Source organism: Streptomyces hygroscopicus subsp. hygroscopicus (assembly GCF_030269125.1).
In the GTDB taxonomy this organism is placed as follows: Bacteria; Actinomycetota; Actinomycetes; order Streptomycetales; family Streptomycetaceae; genus Streptomyces; species Streptomyces hygroscopicus_C.
In genome coordinates this window covers 154,409-173,732 of record NZ_BSSM01000004.1, presented here as the reverse complement: position 1 = coordinate 173,732, position 19,324 = coordinate 154,409, and the positions used below count along the sequence as shown (strand labels likewise).

Genomic DNA, 19,324 nt, shown 5'->3' with positions numbered 1-19,324 from the left:
ACGGCGCCTTCCGCTCCCCTCGGGCGATCCGGCCGAACCGGTCGACTCAGTCGACTCGTATGCCCACGATGCAGGTGTCGTCGTCGGTGTCCGACCTGCTGTAGGTGAGCAGCCGGTCCAGTTGCTGGTCCAGGGTCCGGGGTCCCGAGCGCGCCGTCTCCAGGAGGTGGGACAGCGACTCCTCCACCGAGCGGTCCCTGCGTTCGATCAGTCCGTCGGTGTACATCAGAAGGGTGTCGCCCGCGGCCAGTCGCAGCTCGGTCTCCTCGTACTCCGCCTCCGGCAGCGCGCCCAGCAGCAGGCCCTTGAGCGTGGGCAGCGCAGTGGCCTCCTCCTCGCGCACCAGGACCGGCGGCAGATGGCCGGCCCGCGCCCAGCGCAGCGTGCGACGCTCACCGTCGTACAGACCGCACACGGCGGTCGCGGTGACGGCGCCCGTCAGATGGTGGGCGACGATGTTCAGCCAGGACAGCAGCTGCGCGGGGCCGGCGCCGGTGACGGCGAGGCCGCGCAGCGCGTTGCGCAGCACGACCATGCTGGTGGCCGCCTCGATCCCGTGTCCGGCGACGTCGCCGACGCACAGCAGGACCAGTCCCGAGGGCAGCACCACGGCGTCGTACCAGTCGCCGCCGACCAGATGCTCCGTCTCGGCAGGCCGATAGCGCACCGCCACCTGGAGGCTGGGCACCCGCAGCGGCGCCTGGGCGGGGGGCATGATCGCGTGCTGGAGCTGGAGGGCGAGCCGGTTGCGCTCGGCGGCCTGCTGCTCGGTGTGGGCGAGCTGGTCGCGGGTGGCGGCGAGGGCGACCTCGGTCCAGTGCTGGGCGGAGATGTCCTGGTAGGCCCCGCGCACGCCCAACAGCTGGCCGTCGGTGTCGAGGACCGGCTCGGCGACCACGCGCATGTGCCGGGAGACTCCGTCCGGCCGCTGGAGGCGGAAGGCCGCCGACGCCGGGCGGCGGCGGTGCAGCAGGGTGCGCAGGAACCGGCCGATCTGGACGGCGTCGTCCGGGTGGGCGTAGGCGGGCAGCTCCTCCAGGGCCACCGGGGGACTCGTGGGCGGGCGGCCGTAGAGGCCGAACAGCTGGCCGTTCCAGGTGATCTCGCCGGTCAGCAGGTTCTCCTCGAAGCCGCCGATCCGGCCGAGCCGCTGGGCGTGCTGGAGCAGGCTGGCCAGGCGCGCAGTCTCGTCCTCGATGCGCCAGATGAGCAGGAGACCGCAGCCGTGGCGGCTGATGCTGATGTCGGCGACCGCGGACAGCGGAACCTGGTCGACCAGCGCGGTGAGTCGCACGCGCTGGGCACGGAACGGCTCGCCGGTGGCATAGACCCGCTCCGCGCGCTGGAACAGTTCGCTGGTGCCGGCGGCCATCGGATAGGTCTCCAGCAGCAGGGCGCCGCCGATGACGGCCCGCGGTCGGCCCGCCGGGTCGAGGAAGCGGTTGTTGACGTGCTGGATGCGGAAGTCGACGAGTCGACCGGCGGCGTCGAGGTGCGGCACGAGCACCAGGGCCGGGTCGTGCAGACCGTCCGCCAGGTCGGTCAGTTCCGTCACGTCCGGCACCGTCCCGGCTCCCCACCCGGGCGCGGCGGAGGGCACGAAGTCGTCCAGGGTGTGCGCACACAGTTCGGCGAGTGCCTCCACCTGACGCAGTACCGGACGCGGCGGCGGCCCCTCGGGCTTGGGCCAGGCGATCTCCAGGACGCCGTGGATCCGGCCGCCCGCGCCGGCGGGTACGGCGATCCGGGCGCCGTCGCCGTACTCGCGCCGGCCGATGGTGGGAAGCCCGGACTCGGCGAGCGAGGGCACCCACTGCCCGTCGGGCTCGGTCAGGCCGCGTCGGGCCACGGTGGCCACGTCCGGCGGGACGTAGCGCCAGCGGGCCGCCTCGGCGGGGGCGAAGCCCGCGCTGCCGGCGAGGGTCAGCGAGCCGTCCGAGCCGGCCGACCAGATGGCCACGGCGACGGCGCCGAGCGGGCGCAGGGCGTGTTCGAGCAGGGAGCCGGCCATCGCCTCGGTGTCGTGGGCGGCCAGCACACCGCTCTCGGCGGCGCGCAGCCGCACGGCGGCGGAGTCCTCGGCCGGGCCGGAGGGATCGGCGGTCGCGGAGAGGAAGGCTTCGGTCACCTCCGCGACGCGGTCCCTGGCCGCCTGGTTGATGACGTCCACCGCGAGTTCCAGCGGTGTCACCTGCGCCTGCTCGGCCAGTTCGGCGAGCTGCCGGGCGGCCTGGGCGGGTCCGCAGCCCAGGCGCTCGACCAGGATGCCCTTGGCCAGTTCGATCAGCGCCCGGCCCTCGGCGGCCGCCTGCGCGGTCCGCACCTCGCGGCGCAGCCGCTCCACGGTGGCGGCGAGCCTGCCCACCGGCGAGGTCGCGGGCACGTCGGCCGCCGCGTCGTCCACCCGCACGGGAGGGGCGGACGCACCGCCCGGCGCGCCGGTCCGCACGCCGCTTTCGGCGGACGGCTGGGGGTGCACCGGACGGGTACTCCTCGGCCCTCGCGAGGGCGGATGCGCGGTGTCGTTCTCCGCCTTCACGTTCTCCGGCTGCACGTTCTCCTGCCTCATGCGGGCAGCCAGCGCCGGACGCAGGCGATGAGGTCGCGGGTGTCCACCGGTTTCGTGACGTAGTCGCTGGCACCGGAGGCGAGGCTCTTCTCCCGGTCGCCCTGCATCGCCTTCGCCGTCACGGCGATCACCGGCAGGTCGGCGTACTCCGGCATGCCGCGGATCTCGGCGGTGGCGGCGTATCCGTCCATCTCGGGCATCATCACGTCCATCAGGACCAGTTCGACGTCCGGGTTGCGCAGCAGCGTCTCGATGCCCTTGCGGCCGTTCTCCGCGTGCAGCACGCGAAACCCGTGCAGTTCGAGGATGCCGCTGAGCGCGAACAGGTTCCGCGCGTCGTCGTCGACGACGAGGACGGTACGGCCGCGGGTGTGCTCGTCGACCAGGTCCGCCGGCGTGTGCTGGAGTTCCTCGCCGCGGACGAAGGTGAGCACCTCGCCGGGCTCCTCGGCGGACAGGTGGAGGGCGATCCGCTCCCGCAGCTCGTCCAGGCTGGAGAGGTGCTCCAGCGAGCCGCCCGGCTCCGTCCGCGGGTACCCGGCGCGGTGGGAGCTGTGCACCAGTACGGGGACGCCGGCGAGGGCGGAGTCGCCGTGCAGCGCCTCCAGGAACCGGGCCGACTCCCCGTCGGGGGCGCCCAGGTCCACGACGACGCAGTGGCAGGGTTCGGCGGCGAGGGCGCCGGCCGCTTCCTGCGCGCCCACCGCGGTGATGATGTCGACGGGGACGCCGCCGGCGTGGCCGTGGTCCAGGTCGCCGACGACACTCTCGGCGACCAGGGTCAGCAGGCCGCGGGGACGTTCCTCCACGACGAGGAGTCTGCGGGCGCGTTGCCGCTTGGCGGAGACGCGCGGTGCCGCCGTGAGTTCGGGCGGGCTCGCGGCGTCCGTCCGCTCCTGTTCGGCCGGTTCGGGGGCGCCGTGTGCGCCCCGCAGGTGTGCGTCGAAGTCGGGGCGTGCCACGGGCAGGTAGAGCGTGAAGGTGCTGCCCTTTCCCGGTGTGCTGTCGACGGTGACGGCGCCGCCGAGCAGACGGGCGATCTCCCGGGTGATGGACAGGCCGAGCCCGGTGCCGCCGTACTTGCGGCTGGTGGTGCCGTCCGCCTGCTGGAACGCGCCGAAGACGCTCTCCAGTTCCTGCTCCGGGATGCCGATGCCGGTGTCCTTCACGCGGAAGGCGACCACCGCGCCGCCGCGTACGACGTCCCGTGGCACCTCGTCGTCGCCCGCGGGTTCGACGCGCAGTTCGACGCCGCCCTGCTCGGTGAACTTCACCGCGTTGGACAGCAGGTTGCGCAGGATCTGGCGGAGCCGTGAGTCGTCGGTGAGGAGGTCGGCGGGCGCGCCGGCCGACGTGGTGACGGTGAAGCCGAGGCTCTTCTGCGAGGTCATCGGCCGGAAGGTGGCCTCGACGTACTCGATGAGCTGGCGCAGGGGGACGCGCTCCGGCGTCACGTCCATCTTGCCGGCCTCGACCTTGGACAGGTCGAGGATGTCGTTGATCAGCTGGAGCAGGTCCGAGCCCGCCGAGTGGATGATGCCCGCGTACTCGACCTGCTTCGGGGTGAGGTTGCGGGAGGGGTTCTGGGCGAGCAACTGGGCGAGGATGAGCAGGCTGTTGAGCGGGGTGCGCAGCTCATGGCTCATGTTGGCGAGGAACTCGGACTTGTACTTGGAGGCGAGCGACAACTGCTGGGCGCGGGCCTCCAGTTCCTGCCGGGCCTGCTCGATCTGGAGGTTCTTGCCCTCGATGTCGCGGTTCTGCTCGGCGAGCAGCGAGGCCTTCTCCTCCAGTTCGGCGTTGGAGCGCTGCAACTCCTCCTGCCGGACCTGCAACTCGGCGGAGCGCGCCTGGAGTTCGCTGGTCAGGCGCTGGGACTCCTCCAGGAGTTCATCGGTGCGGGCGTTGGCGACGATCGTGTTGACGTTGACGCCGATGGTGTCCACGAGCTGCTGGAGGAAGTCCCGCTGCACGGCGGTGAACCGGGTGACGGAGGCCAGTTCGATGACGCCGAGCACCTGCTCCTCGAAGAGGATGGGCAGCAGCAACAGCGCCGTCGGCTCGATCTGTCCGAGCCCGGAGGAGATGGTGACGTACCCGGGCGGCAGTTCGTCCACCGCGATCGTGCGGCGGCTGCGCGCCGCCTGGCCGACCAGGGAGCGGCCGAAGGGGATCCGGTCCGGCCGGTCGTCCTCGTCGGGGCGGCCGTAGGAGCCGACGAGCCGCAGCTCGGGTCCCGCGGCGCCGTCCTCGGCGAGGTAGAAGGCGCCGTACTGGGCGGACACCTGGGGCGCCAGCTCGTCCATGATCAGCTCGGCCACGACGCGCAGGTCGCGGTGGCCCTGCATGAGGCCGGAGATCCGGGCGAGGTTGGTCTTGAGCCAGTCCTGTTCCTGGTTGGCCCGGGTGGTCTCGCGCAGCGACTCCACCATGGAGTTGATGTTGTCCTTGAGGTCGGCGACCTCGCCGGAGGCGTCGACGGTGATGGACCGGGTCAGGTCGCCCTCGGCGACGGCGCTGGCGACGTCGGCGATGGCGCGGACCTGCCGGGTGAGGTTCCCGGCGAGTTCGTTGACGTTCTCGGTGAGCCGCTTCCAGGTGCCCGACACGCCCTCGACCTCGGCCTGGCCGCCGAGCCGTCCCTCGGTGCCGACCTCGCGGGCGACCCGGGTCACCTCGTCGGCGAACGCCGACAGCTGATCCACCATCGTGTTGATGGTGGTCTTCAGCTCCAGGATCTCGCCGCGGGCGTCGACGTCGATCTTCTTCGACAGGTCGCCCTTGGCCACGGCGGTGGTCACCAGCGCGATGTTGCGCACCTGGCCGGTGAGGTTGTTGGCCATGGAGTTGACGTTGTCGGTGAGGTCCTTCCAGGTGCCGGCCACGTTGGGCACGTGCGCCTGCCCGCCGAGGCGGCCCTCGGTGCCCACCTCGCGCGCCACGCGGGTCACCTCGTCCGCGAACGCCGACAGGGTGTCGACCATGGTGTTGATGACGTCGGCGAGCGCGGCGACCTCGCCCTTCGCCTCGACGGTGATCTTCTGCGAGAGGTCGCCCTTGGCGACGGCCGTGGCGACCTGGGTGATGGAGCGGACCTGGCCGGTGAGGTTGGAGGCCATCACGTTGACGTTGTCGGTGAGGTCCTTCCAGGTGCCGGCGACGCCCCGCACCTGCGCCTGGCCGCCGAGGCGGCCCTCGGTGCCCACCTCGCGCGCCACACGGGTCACCTCGTCGGCGAAGGCGGAGAGCTGGTCGACCATCGTGTTGATGGTGCTCTTCAACTCCAGGATCTCGCCCCGGGCATCCACCGTGATCTTCTGCGACAGATCACCCTGCGCCACCGCCGTGGCCACCTGGGCGACATTGCGCACCTGAGCCGTCAGGTTCCCGGCCATGAAGTTGACCGAATCCGTCAGGTCGCGCCAGGTCCCCTTGACGCCCTTCACGTCCGCCTGGCCGCCGAGGCGGCCCTCGGTGCCCACCTCGCGCGCCACACGGGTCACCTCGTCCGCGAACGCCGACAACTGGTCCACCATCGTGTTGATGGTGCTCTTCAACTCCAGGATCTCGCCCCGGGCATCCACCGTGATCTTCTGCGACAGATCACCCTGCGCCACCGCCGTCGTCACCTGGGCGACATTGCGCACCTGAGCCGTCAGGTTCCCGGCCATGAAGTTGACCGAATCCGTCAGGTCGCGCCAGACGCCGGCGACGCCCGGCACCTGCGCCTGGCCGCCCAGCCTGCCCTCGGTACCGACCTCGCGGGCGACCCGGGTCACCTCGTCGGCGAAGGCGGAGAGCTGGTCGACCATCGTGTTGACGGTCTCCTTCAGCTGGAGGATCTCGCCGCGCGCCGGCACGTCGATCTTCTGCGACAGATCGCCCTTGGCGACCGCGGTGGCCACCTGGGCGATGTCACGGACCTGGGTGGTGAGGTTGCCCGCCATCGCGTTGACCGAGTCGGTCAGGTCGGCCCAGGTGCCCGAGACCCCCGGGACCTGCGCCTGGCCCCCGAGGGTGCCCTCGGTGCCCACCTCGCGCGCGACCCGGGTGACTTCGGAGGTGAACACGGACAGCTGGTCGACCATCCCGTTGAAGACCGTGGCGATGTCGCCCATGAGCCCCGGGGAGTCGTCCGGCAGCCGGGTGCCGAAGTCTCCGTCACGGACCGAGGTCAGCCCCGCGAGCAGCCTCCTCAGTTCCTCGTCCCCCGGTACCGCGTCGGTCGTCCCGGTCGCCTTGCCGGCCATGCGCACCCTCATTCCGCTCCCCAGGAGCCCTCATGCGAAAGGGCTCGGAACCATCGCCGGGCACGCGGCCTGACCCGGCGGTTCACGTGTGCGTTTCCCCAGTTCACGGATTCACATGACGGGAAAATACGCCGCAGGTTAACCCAGCCGCGCACGCTCGCACAAAAGCCCTCCCGGCGCCGGGCGATCCGGGGATCCAGGGGTGCCCGGGGGTTGCCGGCGGCGCGGCGGGGGTGCCCCCGAAGCCTCCGCCGGCCCCGCGGCCAGTGGATCCGGGCACCGCCCCCCATGGCCGCGCCCCAGGGGCGGTGGCGGCGCGCGGCGGGGGCCGGCACCTTCTGCCGTCCCGGCGGGAACCCGCCCGCGGTGGGCGGACTTCGCCGGTATGCCCGTAACCTGGCCCGATGCTTCATGAGGGGGATTTCCGGGTCGGTGACGTGCTGTCGATCGCCTGCCCTTTCACGCCGACCAGGGTCGAGCGAGGCGTGACGTGGAACGAGGTGTCGGTGCGGTGGCCGTGGTGGCGCGTCGACCCCGACAGCGACTTCGTCCGTTGGAACGGGATCGTGGCCCTCGGCGTGGACGGCGGCGGGCGTGTCCCGCCGGAGGCGGAAGCAGGGCTGTTCCGGACGGATCCGCCGCCCGAGCAGCTGGAAGCGGGGGACGTCTGCCGGGTCGGAGTGCCGCCGACCGTGGTCCACGTGACGGCTGTCGATCACCACGACCCGCCGCTGGAGACGGGCTGGCTGCCGCGACCCCGGCTGACCGTGGCCGTGCTGCGGCGGGGCCTGTCCTACCGGGAGTTTCCGGACGGCAGCCATCTCGACGGCACGGGTTACGGGATCCATCCGGGCGACGGGACACCGTTCACCTTTGAACTGTTGATGCGGCCCTACGCGTTTCTGCGGCCGGGCGACGAGGTCGCCGACGCCGCCGGACGGGCATGGCGCTTCGACGGCCCCTGGGACTGGTCGGCCTTCGACGGAGCGGGCCCCGGCGCGGGCCCTGCCTGGCCGCTCGTCCTCCTGACCCGGGCGGGAGCGCCGTGCTCACCGGCGGACGCGCAGGCCGTGGCCGCGGGGACGGTGTCCGGTTCCCACCAGGGGACCGTCCGGCGCTGGATGTCCCTCACCGACGCTTCGCCCACGCCCTGACCGCGCCCCTCCTGCCCCGTACGCCACCGCGGCCGTCGTACGCCCGACGGCATCGCCATGACGCCCGGTGCCACGGCGTCCTCGTGATACGGCCGGTGCCGAGCCGGGCACGGTCAGGAGGCGGGCCGAGTGCGCGAGTGGGCGCGGGCGATAAAATCAGGGCCATGGGCGGGAGACCCCGAGACCGCCCACCGGGTTCCGGGCAGGCGCGGACACCGCACGGTGCGAGCGGCGCCGCGCTCGGGAACCGGCCGGTCACGGCACCGCGACCAGCTCGCCGGCCGTCGGCCCTCGACGTGCGCACGGCGCGGTGCGACGTCCGTACGTGCTTCTGACGGCTCCGCCCCAGGAGGTCCGATGAACGGCTCGGCCGACAGCCAAGACCCCGCGGCGGATCGTCCGGCGACGGCGGCACCCGCCCCGCACCGCGCCGTCCGCACGGACCCGGGGGCTGAGCGGCCTCGCGTCGTCGGCGAGTTCTCCGTACCGGCCGTCGCGACGGTCGCGGACGCCGCCGTGCTCACCGATCCGGTGTGGGAGAACGCGGCCCGTACACCGGACGCGGTCCAGTTCGCCCGTCGCCTCGACGGGCAATGGCGGGACGTGACCTGCGCACGGTTCCGCGACGACGTGATCGCCGTGGCCAAAGGCCTGATCGCCGCCGGGGTACGGGTCGGGGACCGGGTGGCGCTGCTGAGCCGGAACAGGTACGAGTGGACGCTCCTGGACTACGCGGTCCTGGCCGTCGGCGCGGTCAGCGTGCCCATCTACGAGACCTCCAGTGCGGAGCAGGTGCTCTGGATCCTGTCGGACTCCGGCGCGGTCGCGTGTTTCGCGGAGACCGACGCCCACCGCGCGAAGGTGGCGGGTGTGCGCGAGCGGCTCCCGGCGATGACCCGGCTGTGGCAGATCGACGCGCCGCACGGCGCGGTGGACGAACTCGTCGCCGAAGGTGTCGCCGTACCGGCCGCGGAGGTCGAGCGGCGCCGCCACGCGGTGAGGGCGGACGACATGGCCACCATCGCCTACACGAGTGGTACGACCGGCCGGCCGAAGGGCTGCGTCCTCAGTCACCGCAACCTCTGCTTCGAGGTCGTCAACGCCGTTCCGAAGCTGCGGTCGATGCTCCGGGAAGGCGCTTCCACCCTGCTGTTCCTGCCCCTGGCGCACTCGTTCGGCCGCCTGATCCAACTCGGCTGTGTGCAGGCCGGGATCAGGATGGGTCACGCTCCCGACGCCAAGCACCTCGCGGCCGATCTCGCCTCGTTCGAGCCGACCTTCGTGCTGGCCGTCCCCCGCGTCTTCGAGAAGATGCGCGACACCGCGCGGCAGAAGGCGCGGGCCGCGGGCAAGGGCAAGCTCTTCGAGCAGGCCGAACGGACCGCTGTCGCCTACAGCCGGTCGCTCGACGCCGGCGGCCCCGGACCGTTCCTGCGCCTGCGCCACGCGCTGTTCGCCAAGCTGGTCTACGACGAGTTGCGCGCCGCCTTCGGCGGCCGGTGCACGCACGCGATCTGCGGCGGTGCCCAGCTCGACGTCCGGCTGGCCCACTTCTTCCGCGGGGCCGGCCTCGACGTGCGGGAGGGATACGGGCTGACCGAGACGTCCCCCCTGGTCGCGGCCGACTTCGACGGCGAGGTGCGCTTCGGCACCGTCGGCCGGCCGCTGCCCGGCACTGCCGTGCGCATCACCGACGCGGGCGAGATCCTCGTCAAGGGCGACCAGGTGTTCACCCGGTACTGGAACAACGACGCCGCCACGGAGCAGGCCCTGGACGCGGCCGGCTGGTTCCACACCGGTGACCTCGGCGAGTTGGACGACGGCTTCCTGCGGATCACGGGCCGCGAGAAGGAGTTGCTGGTGACCTCGGGGGGCAAGAACGTCGCGCCCGTCCCGCTCGAGGACCGGCTGCGCCGCCATGAACTGATCAGCCAGTGCGTGGTCGTCGGCGACAGACGGCCGTTCGTCGCGGCGCTCATCACCCTCGACGAAAGGGCGCTCGCGGCGTGGAAGGCCGAGCACGGCGAGCCGGCCGGCGCCACCGCCGCCGATCTCCGCGACGATCCGCGCTTGCGTGCGGCCGTCCAGCAGGCCGTGGACGACGCCAACCGGGCGGTCTCCCGCGCGGAGTCGATCAGGTCCTTCCGGATCCTGCCTCGTGACTTCACCGAGAAGGGCGGAGAACTGACCCCGTCGCAGAAGGTGAAGCGGGACATGGTGGCGAAGGAGTACGCCGAGGAACTCAAGGCCATCTACGGCGGTTGACGGGGCGTGGAGTCCTCCTCCGCGGCATCCGGGTGGGCCGTCACTTCGCTTCCGTCTCCCCCGGCCAGTCGGCCAAGGTGTCGAGGAAGCGTCGGCGGACGTACGCGACGTGGTCGTCGAACGTGTCCGGGTCCCAGTCCGATGTCGGGACGGGCTCCAGTACGGCGACGTCCACGGTGCCCGGATGCAGCCAGAGCGAGTCGCGCCACATGAGTGCGCCGGTGTTGCGGATCACGATCGGGACGATCGGCACGCCCGCTTCGACGGCGATGTGGAACCCGCCCTTCTTGAAGGGACCGAGGGTCGGAGTGGGTGAGCGGGTGCCCTCCGGCGCGATGGCGACGGAGATGCCGTCGTGCAGCTTGCCGACCGCCGCCCGGAGGGACTCCTTCGCCTCGTGCGGGTGGGCCCGGTCGACGTAGACGATGTCCACCAGCCGGCCGATGGGGGCGAACAGGGGATCGTGGGCCAGCTCCTTCTTGGCCACGCCGGTGACGTCGCGGCGCAGGAGGTCGCCCAGCACCAGCATGTCCAGGCTGCTCTGGTGGTTGAACATGAAGACGGCCGGGCGCCGCACCCACAGGTTGTGCTCACCGACGACGCGGAGGGTCACGCCCCCGAAGGTCAGCGCGAGGCCGCACCCTGTTCCGGTACCCACGTTGGCGCCGGCCTGCCGGTCGCGGGTGAGCAGGCCGACGCCGATGCCGAGCATCGCGGACGCGCCCAGGGCGGTGAGTGCCGCGCCGGTGCGCAGGGCCGACGAGAGGGAGACACCGCGGCGGGGCGGTTCGAGCCGGACCACCGGCCAGCCTCGCAGGTGGGCGATGTCGACCAGTTCCGGCTCGGGGTTCAGCGGCCGCGGGTGGCCGACCGCGGCGAGCATCGGCGCGTCCTCGGCTGCGTTGCCGTAGGCGAAGCTGTCGGCGAGGCGAACGCCTTCCCGCTGGGCGTAGGCCGTGATCGACCGGGCCTTGTCGGGGCCCCACAGGACGTCTCCGTCCACGTTGCCGGTGAGCGTCCCGGAGCGCACCTCGGGGCGCGTGCACAGTACGGCGTCGAAGCCCATGTCGGCGGCGACGGGATCCGCCTGGAACGGTGTGGCGGACGTCGCCATGACGACACGGTGCCCGGCCCTGCGGTGCGCGTGGACGAGTTGGCGCGCCTGCGGGTAGATCCGGCCGGCGATGTCCTGCCGGAACAACCGCTCGCCGAATGCGGCGAGTTCGTCCTCGGTACGTCCCGCCAGTGCCTCGAAGGCGATGTCGACGACCTTGTCGAAGGGGGCCTGCCGGAACCGCACGTCCAGTGCGGCGAGTGCCAGTCGGCCGGACCGGCTCGGGCTGACGTCGGCATGGCGCAGCCGGTCGCGGTAGAGGCTGCGCACCGTGTAGCCCTCGACGACCGTTCCGTCGAGGTCGAAGAACGCGGCGGTGGACGGCCCCGCCGGCGCGTCGGCGACGGAGTCGAGGATCGCGGCCAGGTCCGTCACGGCTGCCCGCTGCCCGCCGACGGCGGCGAGGCCGCCGTGCCGATGTCCCGCAGCGCCAGTGCCCGGGAGCGGCGCAACCGTCCGACGAGCGTCTCCAGCTCGCGTGCGAACGCGATGCGCCGGTCGACGACCTGCTCGCCGCCCGGGTCCAGCAGGCCCCGGTGGCGGGCGAGTCGCAGACCGGTGGTGAAGAGTTCCAGGGAGAGGGATTCGTTGGTGGTGATGCGCTGTTGCATCAGCAGTTGACGCCCCGTGTCGAGGCAGTCGGTGAGGAACGGCCTCTCCTGGACAGGCTCGTGCGAGGGGTGGGCGGCGAGCCGGTCGGCCACGAGGAGGTACGCCTCCAGGTAAGACGCGAGGACCCGGTGGGCCAGGTGCGGCCGGATCCGCTCCAGCAGTTCTTCGGCCGCCCGCGGCGACCGCAGGACCTCGGTCCACCGCTCGTCCATGAGGGCGAGTTCGGAGTGGATCTTGTGCCGGAACGTCCGTTTGTCGTCGAAGAAGAACTCGAACTCCAGCAACTCGCGCAGCCGGAGCGCTTCTCGCCAGCCGTCGGCGACCGGGTCGGGGTGGTGCCCCTCCGCCGCCGCCTGGACCACCAGCTCGGCCACGGCCCGGTCCACCAGGAAGTGGATGATGTTGTTCCGGTAGAACGCGGCGACCAGTTCCTGGTTCTCGGCGACCTGGTACACCGGATCGGTTCCCTTGGCGTAGCAGGTGATCACGCCGTCGGCGATCAGGACGTCCAGCACGCGTTCGACACCACCGGCGTCCTGGAGGCGCGGTGCGACCACGCTCGGCAGGTGGCGGTCGCGGACGTAGCCGAGCAGCGGGGCGAGCGTGGCCCTGATCTCCGTGACGGTCAGGGCGCGGCCCCCCAGGCCCAGCAGACAGAGCGTGACGAGCCCCGTGGCGGTGACCGGCGTGACGGAGTCGATGCGGTGCATCACCTCGATCCCGAGTCTCTGGATCGCGCGGCGCCGCTGTGCCGGGGGCAGCGTGACCCAGTCGGCGCCCAACTCCGCCGCGACCGACAGCGGTTCGCCGAAGGCCAGGTGCACCTGGCCGCGCCGCCCGCCCTGCGCCTTGATGTACCGCACCGCGACGGACAGGTTCTCGGGCTTCTTCGCCGACCCGCGCGCCTCCTCCTCCATCTCGCCGACCTCGTACAACCGGTCGTAGACGATCGAGACGGGAACGATGTACGCGTCGTCCACGCCGCTGTCGTGGAACGCCTCGGCCAGATAGGTCAGCAGGCCGTAGCGGGGCGGACGGAGCTTGCCGGTGCGGGTGCGTCCGCCCTCGACGTACCACTCGAGATCGGCTCTGCCGCGCAACAAGTAACCCAGATACTGCCGCAGCACCCATTTGTAGACCTCGTCCCCCGCGAGGCTGCGGCGGATGAACACGTATCCGCTGCGACGCATCAGCGGGCCCAGCGGCCAGAAGGAGAGGTTGATCCCGGAGAGAACGTGGTTCGGTGGGAACCCGTGCCGCAGCAGCGCCGGGCGCAGCACCAGCGGATCGAGGTAGGAGCGGTGGCTGGGGAGGAACACCAGGGTGTGACCCCGGCCGAGCCGGCGCACCTCGTCCAGGCGCGCACGGGCGAGGTCGGTGCGGTAGGCGCGGGCGACGTAGGCGCCGAAGCGTTCCCAGAGGTCGAGGACAAGCCTGTTCTGGCCGGCCACCATCTCCCGCAGGTACGCGCGGGCGCGCCGGTCCACTTCGCCGGGCGGGCGCTGCAACCGGTCCGCGAGTTCCCGGACGCCGGACCGGTACCGGGCACTTCTGATGATGTCCTCGCACACCAGGAACGGGATCTGGCCCGGCCCGCCCTGTGCCCGGCCTTCGGCGCGGTCCCGTGCCGGTGCGCCGCGGAGTCGCCGAAGCCCTGGCAGCGGCCCGGCCCCGCGCCGGGCCAGACGGCCTCGCAGCTTCCCCAAGTCGACGATCACGACGGCCCTTCCCATGCCGTGCGCCAAGCGGTGAGGCCGCGAGGCCCGGTCTCACCGCCGACGGCCAGCACCTCGTCCAGGCCCGCACGCATGCAGTGCAGGAACAGGTCGGGCTCGGTGACCGCGGCAGGGTCCGCGTTGATGCCGATGCAGCACACGCCGCAGTGCGACGCCAGCACCGCCATGACCGCACAGCCCGGCAGCGGGCCGAAGGGAAACATGCGTTCGACACGGGCTCCGGCGATGTAGACCGGCACGGCCAGGCCCCGGATGTTGCTGGCCTGAAGGTCGAGACGGGTGGACTGGCCGGCGTACCAGTCGGTGAGGAAAGGCGTCGGGATCCGGCTGAACACGGGTGCGAAGACCTGGAGGGCGTCCAGGGCGGGCTCGTGGCGCACCGACAGGACGATGTCGTGGATCGCCGCGATCCGCTCGGCCGGGTCCTCGATGCCGACCGGGGCCGCGAAGCGCGCGCCCGCGAAGCGGTTTCCGCCCATCGGGTTGTCCCCGGCCCGCAGACTCACCGGCATGGCCATCGGTATCCGCGCGACGGGGCGGCTCAGTGCCTCGTGGTAGCGGCGGAAGCCGCCGAGGAGCGCCGCGATGTAGGCGTCGTTCAGTGAGCCACCCGCCGCCTTGCCCGCGTGTTTGAGGGCGTCCACCGTGGTTTCCAGGACCGAGAACCGGTGGGAGAGGCTCCGGCCGCGCAGCAGGGGCGAGGGCGGGCACGCCGGTGGGACCAGGAGGCCGTTCAGCGAACGGACGTACCGCACCGCCGCCGCCGCGCCGGCCGGAAGTGCGGTGAGGGCGGCGGCCAGTGCCGCGGGCGCACGCAGCGTCCTGGCCGCCAGCCGCGCGGGTGCGTCGCGCAGGCCGCGGCCCACCTGTTCGCTCAGCGCACCCCACGCTCCGATGTCCTCGGCCGCCGGAGCCTCACAGTCCCACTCGGGCGCGGAGTGCCCGCGCTTTCGGCTGTGCAGCAGGGCGAGCATCTGAATGCCGCCCAACCCGTCGGTGAGGCTGTGGTGCGCCTTCAGCATGTAGACCGCCGCCCCGCCGGCCGGCCCCTCGATCAGGAGTGCCTGCCACGGCGGGCGAGCCCGGTCGAAGGGCTCGCTCATCACGTTCTGGCACACCCGCAATGCCTGCTCGAACGTGGCGGGCGCGGGCAGGCGCTGCCGTCGCACGTGGAAGTCCAGATCGAAGTTCGGGTCCACCGCCCAGACCGGGTTGCCCAGGTGCAGCGGCGTGTCGACGGCGCGCATCCGGGCTCGTGGGAGGGCCCGGGTGGCCCACTCGTGCGCGGCGAGGAAACGGTCCCAGTCGGGCGTGCGGTCGAGGACCTCCACCGCGGCCATCGGGGTCCGCAGCCGAGGATCGGCCTCCATGCGCCACATCGCCGCTTCGAAGTCGGTCATGGTGCGCCGGACGCCCCAGTCCGCCAGTCCGCCCGTCCCGACCGCGGCCGGCGGTCCATTCATCGCGCCCATGTCAGCCGACCTCGTCCTCGGTCGCGCCCGCCGTGCGCCGGCCCGCGTGCGAGGGCCGAGGGGCCGACGTACGAGGCCACGCGCCGGAAGGCGTGCGCAGGCTCCACCGTCATCCGCGGTGTGCGCATGGGAAAAGGCTAAGTGAGCGGGCGGCGCACCACAAAAGCAAGGCCACCGAACGGGTCGTCGTCGGCGCTCGCTCTTTGGCCAATAAAAGATCACGGAGGTGACGTCGGTTACGCGTAGGGTGCCATGTGCATTGCCGCAGTCCCGCGACCGCTTGGAGCACATCGGTGGAGTCGACGCCGCTGCCCGAGACCCTTCGGCGTCTTGACGCGCTGATCCGGCAGGAGGGCCTCGATCGCTCGGAGTTCCTCAGCCCGAGGCGGCTGGCCGTCAGGACCGCCTTGCCCGAGAGCGTCGTACGCACGCTGCTGCGCGGTGGGCAGCCGCCGGTGGAGACGGTCAACGAGCGGGTTCGGTCACGCGTCAAGGCGCTCGCGGACGAGCGGCTGGCGCGTACGGGCCGGCGCATGTCGGACCTCGCCGGCGATGTCTCGCGGCAATTGGGGGTCTCCGCGTTCTGGGCCCGCCAGGTCTGCGCGGGCGACAAGGTACCCAGTGTGGAACTGCTGCACGGCCTGGTCGACTTCTTCGGGGTCGAGGGGGGTGAGGCGTTCTTCACCGCGCCGTCCTCGGAAGCACTCCATCGAGAGCTGCTGTCCATGTTCGCCACGCGGTCGGCGGCCGGGGGACGGGCGGCCGTGGTGGCGGCCTCCTCATGCCACGACGATGTGCGCGGCCTCGCGCTCCGGCAGGCGCGAGACCTGCCGGAGGAGCGTTGGAACGTGCTCAACGCGACCCTGAAGGCCCTGCTGGAACTCGACGATCAAGAGGAAGACCGGTGAGCGCGGGAGCCAGGGCGATGCGGCGGCTCAGCGCCCGCCTCGTCGGAGGTCTGCCGGCGCCGGCGGGAGACGAGGAGCTGATCCCGCTCCTCGGCCGGGCCCTGAGCCAGGTTCGCGGCCGGCCGGTGCGGCTGCGCGAGGCGGCCTTCCCGCCGGTGACCGCCAGCGGGCTGTGGGTGGACCGCGCGAGCCACGACCTGATCGTCTACGAGCAGCACACCGACCCCGAGCACCAGTTGGTGATCATCGGTCACGAGGCATGGCACATGTTCCAGGGGCACCGCGGCGGCTCGCGGCAACCCGCCGCCCGCACGTCCGGCGGCGAAGCGGCGGCCGGCCTCGCCGAGTTCGTGTCCGTCGTGTCCACTGCCGACGAGGCGGACGCGCCGCTCGACGGCACGGACGCGGCGCTCCACTACGCCGCACGCTCGGACGGACAGGGAATGGACGAGGAGATCGAGGCCGAGCACTTCGGCCTGCGGCTCGCCACCGATCTGCAGGCCGCCCTGCGGCTGAAGGACTCCCCCGTCGACCCCCACCATGTCAGCGCGCGGATCGGGGCCTCCATGGCTCATCGTTTCCGTCAGATCTGATCCGTACGACGCGGACCCGCCGCGCGGCGCGCGACCAGGAGAGAACGGCACAGTGGCACCAGGACCCGGCAATCTCGTCTACTACGTCGGCGGCGCCGCGCTGTTCCTGGTCTGCGCCCTGAAGCTTCCGCCGCTCGCCCGCCGACGGCGCGACCCGCTGCTGTGGTCGGCTTTCACGCAGCTGTTCGCGGGCGGGTGCATCATGCTGCTCGCCGCCCCGCAGTCCGTGGTCGCACTCAACCGGGCCACCGGCATCACGAACTGCGCGGCGCCGGTCGTCTACGCGGCGCTGACCGCGTACTCCGGTGCCAGCCTGCTGCTGATCATCCACTGGCGCCCGGCACCGCCGGAGCAGACCCGGCGCGCCGCGCGCTGGTGCGTGGCGGCGTACAGCCTGGCCGTCCTGGCCGTCGTGCTCCTCTTCTGGGCCGGGAACGCTCCGGTGGAGCAGGTCACGCTCTTCGACTCGTACTACGCCGGCACGCCCTTCATCCGGGAAATGATCGTCACCTATCTCCTGGCCCACGGCGTGGCGGCCGTCGCCAACGTCACCATGTGCCGGCGCTGGTCCAGAGAGGTCCACGGTTCGCTCCGGACGGGCTTGCAGCTGCTCGTCGCCGCCTACCTGCTCCATGTGGGCTACGACGTCACGCGCCTCGTCGCGGTCGGCGCCCGTTGGGCCGGACACGACCTGGACCTCCTCATCGCCCAGGTCTCCCCGCGGTTCGCCGCGCTGTCCGCGGTGGTCGGTGCCGTCGGATACGCGCTGCCCTTGCTGGGGCCCCGAACCGCGCGGACCGTCCAGGTCGTCCGGCAGCTGCGCCAGCTCAGCCCGCTGTGGCGGCTGTTGCGCGACGTCCCCACTCCCGGGGCGGTCCGCTCCGCGCTGCCCTGGTGGCGCACTCCCTGGGCGATGCTCCTGATGAGCCGGAAAACGGCGCTGTACGACGCCATCCTCGCGCTGGCTCCCTACTGCGACCCGGCCGTCCGGGACGCGGCCTACCGGACGGCGCTGAGCCACTGCCCGGACGAGGACTCGGCGGCGGCGAGCGCCGACGCGGCCATGATCGTCGTCGCCCTGGACCGGCAGCACGCCCACCCCGACCGGATGCCGGGCGGCGCCGCCTCATCGGCGTGGCGCTCCGGGGATCTGGTCCCGGTGTCCCTCGCTCTTGCCTCCCCCGTCGTCCGAACCCTCCGTGAACACCACCGATTCCCCGCAGAAAGCAGCCGACCATGACTGAAGCAACCCGGCAGAGTTCCGCCCGCGCCGTCGTCATCGGGGGCAGTATGGCCGGCATGCTCGCCGCGGCCGCCGTCAAGGACCAGGTCGGATCGGTGGAGATCATCGAGTCCCACGACCTCCCCGAAGGGCCCGGCCCGCGCGTCGGTGTACCCCAGGCCGTGCACATTCACCTCCTCCAGTCCGCCGGCGTGGACGGGCTGGAGGAGCTCCTGCCCGGTGTGACCGACCAGTTGGCGGCCGCGGGGGCGCACCGGATACCGGTGACGACCAATATGGTCATCTACTCGCCCGAGGGCTGGTACCGGCGCTGGCAGCGCGCCACCCACCGCCTCATGACCGCGAGCCGGGACCTGACCGACCACGTCGTCCGGGAACGGGTACTCGAAGAACCCCATGTCAGCACACTTACGCGGGCCAAGGTGGTCGGACTGCTCGGCGACAGGCGCCGGGTCACCGGAGTGCGCGTCCACACCTCGGGCCGCGGCGAGACGGAACTGCGTGCCGACCTGGTGATCGACGCCTCCGGCCGTTCCTCCCGTCTGCCCCGATGGCTCGCCGAGCTGGGTGTCCGCGGCCTCGCCGAGGACCGCGTCGACTCCGGCCTGGTCTACGCCAGCCGCGTGTACCGCGCCCCTGTCCCCACGCGCGGCTGGCCCGTCGTCAGTGTGAACGCCGATCCGCGCCTGCCCCGGCCCGCCCGTGCCGGGGGCATCCTGCCGATCGAGGGCGGCCGCTGGCACGTCAGCTTGATGGGGGCGCCCGGCGGGCAGCCCACCCGGGACGCCGACGCCTTCGAGCCCTTCGCGCGCGGCCTGCGGCACCCCGTCATCGCCGACCTCCTCGAACTCGCCGAGCCGCTCACCGACGTCAGCATCACGCACACCACGGCCAACCGCCGCCACTACTACGAGCGGCTCAAGGCGTGGCCCGAGGGTCTGGTGGCGCTGGGCGACTCCGTCGCCGCCTTCAACCCGATGTACGGGCAGGGCCTGTCGGTGACAGCGCAAGGCGCCCTGGCCCTGCGCGATCTGGCCCGCGGCGGACTGGGTCCGGGACTGTCCCGGCGCGCCCAGCGGGCGATCGCCCGACCGGTGGACGCGGCGTGGGCGCTGACCGTCGGGCAGGACATCCACTTCTCCACCACCACCGGTAGGACCCCGCGCCTCACCGACCGGCTCCTCCAGCGCTACGTCAGCCGTCTCTCCCTCACGGCGACCGGTTCCTTCCGTACGGCCACGGCACTGACCGACGTGCTGACGCTTCAGGCTCCGCCCGCCTCCCTGGTGCGGCCGAGCGTGCTGCTTTCCGCTCTGGTGGGGCCGCTTCGGCCGCAGTTGGAGGGGCCGCAGTTCACACCGGCGGAACTCGGCCTTCTCAAGGGACTGCGCGAGGGGTCGTAGGCAGG

11 protein-coding genes are annotated in these 19,324 nt (G+C 72.2%); 6 read left to right on the top strand and 5 right to left on the bottom strand.

Annotated elements, in window-relative coordinates:
- Positions 1-46: 46 nt before the first annotated feature.
- Together QSK45_RS11585 and QSK45_RS11580 are read right to left on the bottom strand one after the other, a co-directional pair.
- On the bottom strand, positions 47-2,569 hold the full coding sequence (locus QSK45_RS11585; RefSeq protein WP_285555829.1) for a SpoIIE family protein phosphatase: 2,523 nt from the start codon (positions 2,567-2,569) through the stop codon (positions 47-49).
- Entirely contained in the window at positions 2,566-6,819 is a 4,254-nt protein-coding gene (locus tag QSK45_RS11580) for a HAMP domain-containing protein (RefSeq protein ID WP_285555827.1), read from the bottom strand. Before QSK45_RS11580 ends, QSK45_RS11585 begins: the two co-directional genes overlap by 4 nt.
- Before the next feature lie 404 nt (positions 6,820-7,223).
- On the opposite strand from QSK45_RS11580, the gene QSK45_RS11575 reads away from it, so the two are divergent.
- Positions 7,224-7,973, top strand: coding sequence for a hypothetical protein (locus QSK45_RS11575; protein ID WP_285555825.1), 750 nt, complete (start codon positions 7,224-7,226; stop codon positions 7,971-7,973).
- 357 nt (positions 7,974-8,330) lie between these two features.
- On the top strand, positions 8,331-10,238 hold the full coding sequence (locus QSK45_RS11570) for an AMP-dependent synthetase/ligase (protein WP_285555823.1): 1,908 nt from the start codon (positions 8,331-8,333) through the stop codon (positions 10,236-10,238).
- Between the two features lie 40 nt (positions 10,239-10,278).
- Here QSK45_RS11570 and QSK45_RS11565 read toward each other — a convergent pair whose 3' ends face one another.
- From QSK45_RS11565 to QSK45_RS11555, 3 genes are read right to left on the bottom strand one after another with little or no spacing between them, the layout of a single operon-like run.
- Complete coding sequence (locus QSK45_RS11565) at positions 10,279-11,727, bottom strand: HAD-IB family hydrolase (RefSeq protein WP_285555821.1); 1,449 nt, start codon at positions 11,725-11,727, stop codon at positions 10,279-10,281.
- Positions 11,724-13,682 (bottom strand): glycerol-3-phosphate 1-O-acyltransferase, encoded by a 1,959-nt coding sequence (locus QSK45_RS11560; RefSeq protein WP_285555819.1) that lies wholly within the window; start codon positions 13,680-13,682, stop codon positions 11,724-11,726. Before QSK45_RS11560 ends, QSK45_RS11565 begins: the two co-directional genes overlap by 4 nt.
- The gene (locus QSK45_RS11555; RefSeq protein ID WP_285555816.1) at positions 13,679-15,172 is read right to left on the bottom strand and encodes a wax ester/triacylglycerol synthase domain-containing protein; all 1,494 of its coding nucleotides are present in this window, start codon (positions 15,170-15,172) and stop codon (positions 13,679-13,681) included. The genes QSK45_RS11560 and QSK45_RS11555 overlap by 4 nt, the downstream gene beginning before the upstream one ends.
- 293 nt (positions 15,173-15,465) lie before the next feature.
- Here QSK45_RS11555 and QSK45_RS11550 point away from each other — a divergent pair, with 293 nt between their 5' ends.
- From QSK45_RS11550 to QSK45_RS11535, 4 genes are read left to right on the top strand one after another with little or no spacing between them, the layout of a single operon-like run.
- Entirely contained in the window at positions 15,466-16,080 is a 615-nt protein-coding gene (locus QSK45_RS11550) for a hypothetical protein (protein WP_285555814.1), read from the top strand.
- Positions 16,077-16,673, top strand: a complete 597-nt coding sequence (locus tag QSK45_RS11545) for a toxin-antitoxin system, toxin component (RefSeq protein ID WP_285555812.1) — start codon at positions 16,077-16,079, stop codon at positions 16,671-16,673. Before QSK45_RS11550 ends, QSK45_RS11545 begins: the two co-directional genes overlap by 4 nt.
- Before the next feature lie 52 nt (positions 16,674-16,725).
- Positions 16,726-17,913 carry an MAB_1171c family putative transporter gene (locus tag QSK45_RS11540; RefSeq protein WP_285555811.1) on the top strand — a complete coding sequence of 396 codons (1,188 nt, stop codon included), beginning with the start codon at positions 16,726-16,728 and terminating at the stop codon, positions 17,911-17,913.
- Positions 17,910-19,319 (top strand): NAD(P)/FAD-dependent oxidoreductase, encoded by a 1,410-nt coding sequence (locus QSK45_RS11535; protein ID WP_285555809.1) that lies wholly within the window; start codon positions 17,910-17,912, stop codon positions 19,317-19,319. Before QSK45_RS11540 ends, QSK45_RS11535 begins: the two co-directional genes overlap by 4 nt.
- The last annotated feature ends 5 nt before the right edge of the window (positions 19,320-19,324 follow it).

Excerpts from the sequence above, each read along its gene's own strand:
- QSK45_RS11555 (WP_285555816.1), bottom strand. The coding sequence starts at position 15,172 with ATGGGCGCGATGAATGGACCGCCGGCCGCGGTCGGGACGGGCGGACTG.
- QSK45_RS11575 (WP_285555825.1), top strand. The coding sequence starts at position 7,224 with ATGCTTCATGAGGGGGATTTCCGGGTCGGTGACGTGCTGTCGATCGCC.
- QSK45_RS11535 (WP_285555809.1), top strand. The coding sequence starts at position 17,910 with ATGACTGAAGCAACCCGGCAGAGTTCCGCCCGCGCCGTCGTCATCGGG.
- QSK45_RS11580 (WP_285555827.1), bottom strand. The coding sequence starts at position 6,819 with ATGGCCGGCAAGGCGACCGGGACGACCGACGCGGTACCGGGGGACGAG.
- QSK45_RS11570 (WP_285555823.1), top strand. The coding sequence starts at position 8,331 with ATGAACGGCTCGGCCGACAGCCAAGACCCCGCGGCGGATCGTCCGGCG.
- QSK45_RS11585 (WP_285555829.1), bottom strand. The coding sequence starts at position 2,569 with ATGAGGCAGGAGAACGTGCAGCCGGAGAACGTGAAGGCGGAGAACGAC.